This window comes from Streptomyces sp. NPDC060002, from assembly GCF_042737245.1.
In the GTDB taxonomy this organism is placed as follows: domain Bacteria; phylum Actinomycetota; class Actinomycetes; order Streptomycetales; family Streptomycetaceae; genus Streptomyces.
Genome location: NZ_JBHWUW010000074.1, coordinates 27,237 through 35,673 on the forward strand (window position 1 = coordinate 27,237; position 8,437 = coordinate 35,673).

Below are 8,437 nucleotides of genomic sequence, written 5' to 3' on the forward strand. Positions count from 1 at the left end.
CTCATTCTCCCGCTCCGCCGTGCAGGCTTTGCACCGGGTTGGCCGCGAGCTCCCGTACGGCGCTCAGGTCGCCGCCGAGCTGGTCGACCGCGGCGTACGCGCTCGCGATGCAGGCCGGGATGCCCACGCCGTCGTACGGGGCGCCGCAGACCGCGAGGCCCGGGAGCTCGGCGACGTGCTCGCGGATGCGGGCCACGCGCGCGTGGTGGCCGACCGGGTACTGCGGCAGGCCGTCCGTCCAGCGGGTGACGCGGGTTTCCAGGGGCGTGGCGTCCAGACCCGTGGCCGCGCGCAGGTCGTGCCGGGAGACGTCGACGAGGCCGGCGTCGTCGCGACCCAAGATCTCCGTCTCGCCGTACCGCCCCACGGAGGTGCGCAGCACGACCGTGTCCGGGTCCTCGTCGGCGATCCAGCCCCACTTCTGGGAGGCGAAGGTGGACGCCTTGATGGTGCGCCCGTCGACGGGCGGGACGAGGAAACCGCTGCCGTCGGGCAGGACGTCGGCGGTGTCGGCGCGCCGGTAGGCGAGGGTGACCAGGGCCATGGAGGCGTACTCCACCGTGCCCAGCGCGGCGGCGGCCTCGGGCGACTCGGCGGCCAGCAGCGCGGCGGCGGCCGGCGCGGGCACGGCGACGACCACGGCGTCGGCGTGCAGCACCCGCTCCCCCGCGGTGACGCGCCAGCCTCCGCCGGGCGCGCGGCGCAGTGCGGTCACGGGTACGCGCGTGTGGATCTCGCCGCCGCGCGCCGCCACGGACTCGGCGACCGCGAGCGGCAGGGAGCCGACACCGCCCTCGACGCCCATGAACACCGGGCCGGTCTGCCGGCCCGCGACAGCCTTCGCCTGGATCTCGCGGACGGCCTCCGTCAGCGAGGTGTGGGTCCGTGCCGCCTCGTAGAGCTGCGGGACGGCGGAGCGCATCGAGATCCGGTAGGCGTCGCCGGCGTACACCCCGCCGAGCAGCGGTTCGATGAGCCGGTCGACGACCTCGCGGCCCAGGCGTGCCGCCACGTACTCCCCGACCGCCACGTCGTCCCCGACCTCGGTGCGGGGCAGGTCCGCGTCGCGCTCGATCCGGGCCAGCCCTTCGTCGGAGAGGACTCCGGCGAGGGCGGCAGCCGTGCCCGGCACGCCCATGACGTGGCCCTTGGGCATGGGGCGCAGCGCGCCGCGGGTCCAGATCGAGGCCGTCGCGGTGGCCGGCGGCCGAAGGCGGTCGGAGAGGCCCACCTCGCGCGCGAGGGCGACCGCCTCGGGCCGGCGGGCCAGCATCGACTCGGCGCCGAAGTCCACGCGCACGCCCGCGATCTCGCCGGGCAGCAGCTTGCCTCCCACCCGGTCGGAGGCCTCGAGGACGGTCACCCGCGCCCCGCGCACCAGCAGCCGGTGGGCGGCGGCCAGCCCGGCGATCCCGGCGCCGATGACGACGACGTGCCGCCCCGTGCCCGTACCCGTTGAGCTCATGCGTCCACTCTCTCAGACCCCACTGACACCCCCGTCGCGGCCCGGTGTCCTCCCCGCGTCCCGACCGTGACCTGTTCGGAACCGATCGCCGCCAACGTCCCGGCCCGCCCGGGCGTCGAAGGAACGTCACAGTCGTCACCATCTCGGGGGTACACCCACATGCGCACACGACGTTCCGCAGGACGCTCCGTACGACGTTCCGCACGGCCCTCCCACGCCGTGGCCGGGATCCTGCTGGCCGCAGCCCTCGCGCTCGCCGGATGCAGCGGCGCGAGCGACTCGGGCGCGAGCAGCACGGCCGACAAGGCCGCCGTCGGGGAGGCCGGCGCCGGTGACGCGGACGCCGCGCAGGACGCGAGGGAGGGCGCGGGCTCGAGCGGCTCGAAGGCCACCGCCGCACCGGATCTCACCGTCAACCGGATCATCCGCACCGCCTCCCTGACCGTGCAGGTCAAGGACGTGCCGAAGGCGCTGGACGAGGCTCGCGCGACCACCGAGAACGCCGGCGGCTACGTCGGCGACGAGACGACCGCGCGGGACGAGGACGGCGCCGAGCGGACCCGGGTGGTGCTGCGGGTGCCGGTGGAGAAGTACGACGACGTCCTCGCCGCTCTCCAGGGCGCGGGGAAGCTCCTGGAGCGCACGGCGAAGGCCCAGGACGTCACCGACCAGGTCGTCGACGTCGAGAGCCGCATCGCCTCGCAGCGCGCGAGCGTCGTCCGGGTCCGCGAGCTGATGGACCGGGCCACCAAGCTGAGCGACGTGGTCACCCTGGAGGGTGAGTTGAGCAGCCGGGAGGGGGACCTCGAGGCGCTGCTCGCCCAGCAGGCGTCCCTGAAGGACCGCACGAGCCTGGCGACCGTCACGCTGACCCTGACGGAGAAGCCGGCCGTCCCGGCCGCCGAGGACGACGACCCGGGGTTCGTGGACGCGCTGGCGGGCGGCTGGGACGCGTTCGTGACGATGCTGCGCTGGATCGCCGTCGTGTTCGGGGCGGCGCTGCCGTTCCTCGCGGTGGGCGTCCTGCTCGTGCTGGCGTGGCTGCGGCTGGTGCGGCCGCGGCGGCGGGCCGCAGAGGCGAACTGGGCCCGGTTGAGCGTGCCGGGGCAGACCGGGGCCGCGCAGGCCGAGGCCGGGCAGACCGGGGCCGGGCAGACCGGGGCCGGGCAGACCGGGGCCGGGCAGACCGGGGCCGAGACGGGTGAGCCCGGGCAGCACTGAACTGCGAGTCCCCCGTAGCGTGTTCGCATGAGCATCGAGCGACTGGTGGTGATCGGCGGGGACGCCGCGGGCATGTCCGCGGCGTCCCAGGCCCGCCGTCTGAAGGAGCCCGGGGAGCTGGAGATCGTGGCCTTCGAGCGCGGCCACTTCACGTCCTACTCCGCGTGCGGCATCCCGTACTGGGTGGGCGGTGACGTCACCGAGCGGGACGAGCTGATCGCCCGCACCCCCGAGGAACACCGCGCGCGGGGGATCGACCTGCGGCTGCGCACGGAGGTCACCGAGATCGACGTCGCGGGGCGGCGGGTACGCGCGCGTGCGGTGGATTCCGGGGCGGAGTCCTGGACGTCGTACGACAAGCTCGTCATCGCGACCGGGGCCCGCCCGATCCGGCCGGACATGCCGGGCATGGACGCGGAGGGCGTGCACGGGGTGCAGACCCTGGACGACGGACAGGCGCTGATCGACACGCTGGCACGCGCGCGGGGGAAGCGGGCCGTGGTCGTGGGGGCGGGCTACATCGGTGTGGAGATGGCCGAGGCGCTCATCAAGCGCGGCTACCAGGTGACGGTCGTCAACCGGGGCAGCGAGCCGATGTCGACCCTGGACCCGGACATGGGGCGGCTGGTGCGCCGGGCCATGGAGGGCCTGGGCATCACCATGGTGAACGACACCGAGGTCACCGCACTGCGCACCGCCGAGGACGGTCACGTACGGGCGGTGGTCACCGAGGACGCCGAGTACCCGGCGGACGTGGTCGTGCTGGGCATCGGGGTCCGTCCGGAGACCGGGCTCGCGAAGGCCGCGGGTCTGCCCCTGGGCACCCACGGCGGGCTCCTCACGGACCTGGCGATGCGGGTGCGCGGGCCTCTCGCCGACGGACGTGTCTGGGCCGGCGGTGACTGCGTCGAGGTCATGGATCTGGTCTCGGGCCAGGAGCGCCACATCGCCCTGGGCACCCATGCCAACAAGCACGGCCAGGTCATCGGCACCAACGTCGGGGGCGGGTACGCCACCTTCCCCGGTGTGGTCGGCACGGCCGTCAGCAAGGTCTGCGATCTGGAGATCGCCCGCACCGGACTCCGTGAGAAGGACGCCCGACGCGCCGGCCTCCGGTTCGAAGCGGTGACCATCGAGTCGACCAGCCGCGCCGGCTACTACCCCGGCGCCTCCCCCATGACGGTCAAGATGCTCGCCGAGCGGCGGACGGGCCGGCTGCTGGGCCTGCAGATCGTCGGACGGGAGGGCGCGGGCAAACGCGTCGACATCGCGGCGGTGGCGTTGACGGCCGGCATGACGGTGGAAGAGATGACGGCCCTGGACCTCGGGTACGCGCCGCCGTTCTCACCGGTGTGGGACCCCGTACTGGTTGCGGCGAGAAAGGCGTCGGCGAAGGTACGGAACTCCTAGCCGGGCGCGGGCGTCGGGGCGGCCGGCCCGAAGGGCGCGGGGCGCTGCGCGGCCGGGCCCCCGCGCACCCGGACCCCGCAAACGTTCCTCAAGCGGTTCCACTCAGTCGCGGCAAGGCGGACACCGCCGCGGCGGGCGCCTGCTCCGCGGGCTTTGCGTGCGCCGCCGGCGCCGGCCGCGACCGCAGGCGGCTGCTGACGGCCTCGTCCAACGTCACCGGCCGCTGCATCTGCGCGGCGAGCCGCCCGGCCTCCTGGCCGAGCCGTGCCACGTCCTCCCAGGGCAGCCGGATCACCAGGGAGATCTCCGCCTCGCCGTCGGGAGTGGCGTGCATCGGGGGAGTAACTCGGTCGTTCATGCCTGTTCCTCACGTCGTCCTCGCGGCCCGCCTTCCTCGTGCCGCGAGCAGTTGACGGTTCATACGCGCCCGTGGGGATCCCCGTTCACCGGTTCGCCGAACGGATCGGGGGCAGTACTTCCCTGTGGTCATCCCCGTCCATGACGTGAATCCCGTGCGCCGCACGCCGGTGGTGACGTACGCCCTCATCGCGGCGAGCGTCTTCGTCTTCCTGTTCATGCCCGGCCTGTCGGGCTCAGCGGCGGGCGACAGCAGCCTGGCCCAGACGTGTCATCTGCACGCCTTTCTGGAGCACTACGCCGCCGTGCCACGGGAGTTGATCCACCATCAGCTGCCGCAGCTCGTCCCCACCGGCGATGCGCGCGGCGCGGGCTGTGCGCTGGCCCCGCCGGGCTACGACAAGTCGCCGGCACTGAGCGTGCTCAGCGCGATGTTCCTGCACGGCGGCTGGCTGCACCTGTTGGGCAACATGCTGTTCCTGCTGATCTTCGGAAACAACATCGAGGACCGCATGGGGCACGTGCGCTTCGCCCTCTTCTACGTCGTCTGCGGCTACGCGGCGTCGTACGGTTTCGCCCTGCTCAACGCCGACTCGACCGACCCGCTGATCGGCGCGTCGGGGGCGATCGCGGGGGTGCTGGGCGCCTATCTGGTGCTGTATCCGAAAGCCAGGGTGTGGGTGCTCGTCCCGTTTCTGGTGTTTCTGCCGTTGCGGCTGCCGGCCTGGCTGGTGCTGGGTTTCTGGTTCGTGCTCCAGGCGGTGTACTCCTCCGGGGAGGGCGTCTTTGGAGCGGGCACCGTGGCGTACGCGGCGCATGTCGTCGGCTTCCTCGCCGGCATGCTGCTCGCCTGGCCGCTCAAGCCGGGCACTCCCCCGCCGCCGGAGCCGCGCGGTCTGCTGTTCGGCAGACGGGCGCGTCCCCGGCACACCTGGTGAGAGGGGTCAGCGGGCGGTCTGCGTGTGGACGTACTCGGTGAGGCGGGTGAGCGCGTCCGGGTCGGTGGACGGCATGACGCCGTGACCGAGGTTGAAGATGTGTCCCTCGAGGCCGGTGGCCGTGTCGAGGACCTCGCGGGTCTTGGCCTCGACGGCCTCCGTGCCGGCGAACAGCACGGTCGGGTCGAGGTTGCCCTGGAGCGCCTTGCCGGGGCCGACCCGGCGGGCGGCCTCGTCGAGCGGGACGCGCCAGTCGACGCCGACGACGTCCGCTCCGGCCTCGCCCATCAGCGCGAGCAGCTCGCCGGTGCCCACTCCGAAGTGGATGCGCGGGACGCCGTACCCCTCGACCGCGCGGAAGACCTTCGCGGAGGCGGGCAGCACCGAGCGGCGGTAGTCGGCCGGGGCGAGGGCGCCTGCCCAGGAGTCGAAGAGCTGGACGGCGCTGGCGCCCGCCTCGATCTGCACCTTCAGGAAGGCGGACGTGATCTCCGCGAGGCGGTCGAGCAGGTCGGCCCAGAGTTCGGGGTCGCCGTACATCATCGCCTTGGCGTTCTCGTACGTGCGGGACGGACCGCCCTCGACGAGGTAGCTCGCGAGGGTGAAAGGAGCGCCCGCGAAACCGATGAGGGGGGTGGCGCCGAGTTCGGCGGTCAGCAGGCCGATGGCCTCGGTGACGTAGGAGACGTCCTCGGGGGTGAGGTCGCGCAGCTGGGCGAGGTCGGCGCGGGTGCGGATCGGACGTTCGACGACCGGGCCGACGCCCGGCTTGATGTCGAGGTCGATGCCGATGGCCTTGAGCGGGACGACGATGTCGCTGAAGTAGATCGCCGCGTCCACGTCGTGCCGGCGCACCGGCTGGAGGGTGATCTCGGTGACCAGCTCGGGCCGCATGCAGGACTCGAGCATCGGGATGCCCTCGCGGACCTTGCGGTACTCCGGCAGTGAGCGCCCGGCCTGCCGCATGAACCACACGGGCGTGTGCGGCACCGGTTCGCGCCTGCACGCCTTCAGGAAGGCACTGTCGTAGGTCGCTGTCGGCTGCCGGCCCGCCGGGCTCTCGTTCGCACTCACGACGGCAAGTCTCGCACGGCGCCGGGGGCGGTGAGGCCGCCCCCTGCCGTGCCCACGCCCCGCCCCGCCCCCGCCGCCGCCCCGCCTGTGCCTGGCGCCTTCGGGCGTGCGCGGTCCGTGCGCCTGTTCGCCCAGCGCGCACCCGTCCGCGAGCCCCGCACGGGTGTCTTGCCCTGCGCGAAGGCCCCGTTCCCCTTAACCTTCCCCGCATGGCTGCGGCTCAGGGACGACTGTCGGACGGCGCTGGCGGGATGGATGACGCGAACGAGGGGGACCCGGATGGGACCAGGTCGGCTCCACCGCCGTTCAGGGCCGCCGTCGACCAGCTGAGGGCGGCGCGGCTGCGGCCGCAGATCGAGGTGGAGCCGACACCGGCCCCGAAGCGGCTCGCCCCGTTCGCGTACGCACTGGAGGCGACGGTCGTGGACGGCGACCAGGACCTGGCCGACGGCCGGCTGGTGCTGCTGCACGACCCGGCCGGGCACGACGCCTGGCACGGAACGTTCCGGCTGGTGACCCTCGTCCGGGCCGAACTGGAGCCGGAGATGGCCGCGGACCCGCTGCTGCCGGAGGTGTGCTGGTCGTGGCTGACCGGCGCGCTCCAGGCGCGCGGGCTGACGTACGGCGAGCCGAGCGGGACCGTCACCCGCGCGAGTTCGCACTACTTCGGCGGGCTGGCGGAGCGCCCGGCGACCTCGCAGATCGAGATCAGGGCCTCCTGGACGCCGCGCGAGGGGCTGGGCGGGGTGCCGGAGGCGGGGGCGCACCTGGCGTCCTGGTGCGATCTGCTGGCGCAGGTGGCGGGGCTGCCGCCGGCCGGTCCGGGGGACGCGTCGGTGGTGACGCTGCCGCAGCGCAGGGGGCCCCAGTCACGTTGACCATCTCTTTGTCGATACGGCCATTTTCGATCCCGTAAGACGCCCACTTAAACCGACTCGATCTTCGGATGATCGATCGCGTGTCCGAATTGCACGTATTGTTACTCACTAGATCGTGATCATTCTCTAAAGGACCCCGGGTTCGCTGCCGAAGACGACTGTGACCTTGAAAGCACGGTTCGTCCCGGCTTCCTCCCCACAAGCCCCGCGAGCCGGCTCCCGTCCCCCACCCAGGAGGCCTGGTGTCCGTTCTCCTCGAGCAGCCCGCAAGCCTGGTCGCCTACCGCCCGAACAAGCCCACCGCCATGGTGGTCGTGGCCGACCCGCGCGTACGCTCCACCGTCACCCGCCATCTGTGGGCGCTCGGTGTGCGCGACGTCATCGAGGCCTCGTCCATCGCGGAGGCTCGTCCCCGCATCGGCAACCCCCGCGACATCTGCGTCGCCGACGTCCACCTGCCCGACGGCTCCGGCCTCACCCTGCTGTCGGAGACCCGCGCCGCGGGCTGGCCCAACGGGCTCGCCCTCTCCGCCGCCGACGACATCGGCGCCGTGCGCAACGCCCTCGCGGGCGGCGTCAAGGGCTACGTCGTCACCGGCACCCGCACCAACCTCGGCCTCCCCAGCCGACCCGGTGCCGCCCCCATGGGCTCCGCCGCCCGTATGCACCGCCGCCCCCCGGGTGCCCCGAGTCACCCGGGTGGCTACCGCGAGCTCTCCGGCCGCGAGGTCGAGGTGCTGCGACTGGTCGCGGAAGGCCAGTCCAACAAGGCGATCGGCGTCTCCATGGGCCTGTCCGCGCTGACCGTCAAGAGCCACCTCGCCCGCATCGCCCGCAAGCTCGGCACGGGCGACCGCGCCGGCATGGTCGCGGTGGCCCTGCGGACCGGCATCATCCACTGACACCCCACCCGGCACCCCGGGGCATCCCCCGGGAAAGCCCCGCACTCCCCCGCCCGGCTCCTCCCGTCTCTGCCCGGTTTCTTCCCGATCTTCTCCCCATCGTTCACCGTCCTGACTGGTTTACGACCCTCCGGGGGCCCCCCCCCCCCCCCCCCCGCCGCGGGCGCCCGCCCAACCCCCAAAAACACCGCA

The 8,437-nt window shown here is 73.2% G+C and carries 8 protein-coding genes; 5 read left to right on the forward strand and 3 right to left on the reverse strand.

All coding sequences use genetic code 11. The features are described from left to right. Window position 1: 1 nt before the first annotated feature. Window positions 2-1,465: a protoporphyrinogen oxidase gene (gene hemG, locus ACFWBD_RS37590; protein WP_385677390.1), complete on the reverse strand. Its 1,464-nt coding sequence runs from the start codon at window positions 1,463-1,465 to the stop codon at window positions 2-4. Between the two features lie 159 nt (window positions 1,466-1,624). On the opposite strand from hemG, the gene ACFWBD_RS37595 reads away from it, so the two are divergent. Together ACFWBD_RS37595 and ACFWBD_RS37600 are read left to right on the forward strand one after the other, a co-directional pair. Then, a complete protein-coding gene (locus ACFWBD_RS37595; protein ID WP_385677393.1) occupies window positions 1,625-2,686 on the forward strand; it encodes a DUF4349 domain-containing protein in 1,062 nt (353 codons plus the stop codon). A 27-nt stretch (window positions 2,687-2,713) separates the two neighbouring features. Then, on the forward strand, window positions 2,714-4,096 hold the full coding sequence (locus ACFWBD_RS37600; protein WP_385677396.1) for an FAD-dependent oxidoreductase: 1,383 nt from the start codon (window positions 2,714-2,716) through the stop codon (window positions 4,094-4,096). Between the two features lie 88 nt (window positions 4,097-4,184). Here ACFWBD_RS37600 and ACFWBD_RS37605 read toward each other — a convergent pair whose 3' ends face one another. Then, the gene (locus ACFWBD_RS37605; protein WP_385677399.1) at window positions 4,185-4,454 is read right to left on the reverse strand and encodes a hypothetical protein; all 270 of its coding nucleotides are present in this window, start codon (window positions 4,452-4,454) and stop codon (window positions 4,185-4,187) included. Window positions 4,455-4,578: 124 nt separating this feature from the next. On the opposite strand from ACFWBD_RS37605, the gene ACFWBD_RS37610 reads away from it, so the two are divergent. Beyond that, the gene (locus ACFWBD_RS37610; RefSeq protein WP_385677402.1) at window positions 4,579-5,391 is read left to right on the forward strand and encodes a rhomboid family intramembrane serine protease; all 813 of its coding nucleotides are present in this window, start codon (window positions 4,579-4,581) and stop codon (window positions 5,389-5,391) included. Window positions 5,392-5,397: 6 nt separating this feature from the next. Here the strand turns inward: ACFWBD_RS37610 and hemE are convergent, their stop codons facing one another. Beyond that, window positions 5,398-6,465 (reverse strand): uroporphyrinogen decarboxylase, encoded by a 1,068-nt coding sequence (gene hemE, locus ACFWBD_RS37615; protein WP_385677405.1) that lies wholly within the window; start codon window positions 6,463-6,465, stop codon window positions 5,398-5,400. Window positions 6,466-6,674: 209 nt separating this feature from the next. Between hemE and ACFWBD_RS37620 the strand changes: the two genes are divergently transcribed. Together ACFWBD_RS37620 and ACFWBD_RS37625 are read left to right on the forward strand one after the other, a co-directional pair. Continuing rightward, window positions 6,675-7,343: a DUF3000 domain-containing protein gene (locus tag ACFWBD_RS37620; protein ID WP_351759368.1), complete on the forward strand. Its 669-nt coding sequence runs from the start codon at window positions 6,675-6,677 to the stop codon at window positions 7,341-7,343. Window positions 7,344-7,585: 242 nt separating this feature from the next. Beyond that, window positions 7,586-8,245 (forward strand): response regulator transcription factor, encoded by a 660-nt coding sequence (locus ACFWBD_RS37625; RefSeq protein ID WP_351759371.1) that lies wholly within the window; start codon window positions 7,586-7,588, stop codon window positions 8,243-8,245. Window positions 8,246-8,437: the final 192 nt, after the last annotated feature.

Excerpts from the sequence above, each read along its gene's own strand:
- ACFWBD_RS37595 (WP_385677393.1), top strand. The coding sequence starts at position 1,625 with ATGCGCACACGACGTTCCGCAGGACGCTCCGTACGACGTTCCGCACGG.
- ACFWBD_RS37600 (WP_385677396.1), top strand. The coding sequence starts at position 2,714 with ATGAGCATCGAGCGACTGGTGGTGATCGGCGGGGACGCCGCGGGCATG.
- hemG (WP_385677390.1), bottom strand. The coding sequence starts at position 1,465 with ATGAGCTCAACGGGTACGGGCACGGGGCGGCACGTCGTCGTCATCGGC.
- ACFWBD_RS37620 (WP_351759368.1), top strand. The coding sequence starts at position 6,675 with ATGGCTGCGGCTCAGGGACGACTGTCGGACGGCGCTGGCGGGATGGAT.
- ACFWBD_RS37605 (WP_385677399.1), bottom strand. The coding sequence starts at position 4,454 with ATGAACGACCGAGTTACTCCCCCGATGCACGCCACTCCCGACGGCGAG.